Source organism: Vibrio sp. 2132-1, assembly GCF_033344315.1.
In genome coordinates this window covers 1-648 of sequence record NZ_JAWPON010000434.1, presented here as the reverse complement: position 1 = coordinate 648, position 648 = coordinate 1, and the positions used below count along the sequence as shown (strand labels likewise).

General features: G+C 39.0%; 1 protein-coding gene. It reads left to right on the top strand.

The genetic code is table 11. The features are described 5' to 3' along the window. Nucleotides 1-169: 169 nt before the first annotated feature. On the top strand, nucleotides 170-648 hold a 479-nt coding region (locus tag R8N47_RS25880), incomplete at its 3' end, for an SPFH domain-containing protein (RefSeq protein WP_318186191.1).

Below are 648 nucleotides of genomic sequence, written 5' to 3'. Positions count from 1 at the left end.
TTCTTATCGATTTTGTATTATTCGTAAAAATCGCATTAATTTCATGAATCTTTCGATTATTTCTTAATGTAACAATTTGATACATTAACACCTGTTGTCAGCGAGTTGCATAGCAGCTTGATTTTCATCGATTTAACTCAATGACAACCGAAATAATAAGGAGAAAAACATGGAAAGCAGAAGCTTAGGACAAGGCTTAAAAGTAGAAGAACGACGTCAGTTGCTTCATCGCGGGATAAAAGCGGCATTGATTGGTGTGCCTTTATTGGCTGTAGGTTTAACGATCAACAGTTCGGTTTTGATGACAGATGCTGGCTATAGTTATGTGCATCAAAACAACATCACTGGTGAGTTGGATGTGTTTACTGAACCTGGTATTCATTTCCGGATGCCGTTTCTATCCAAAATCACTAAGTACGATCAAGTGATCACTGTGTCTTTTGGTAACAGCAAGGGTGAAGACTTTTACCAACGTCTTGATTCGGTTCAAGTTCGTTTCGCTGATACCTATATTGGCCAAATACCAGTGACGTTCCGCTTTAAATTGAGTAACGATCCAGAAGCTCTAAAAAAGATGCATCGTGAGTTTCGCAATAACAACAACTTGATCGACGCGCTGCTTGTGAAAAATGCGCGTAACGTGACAGT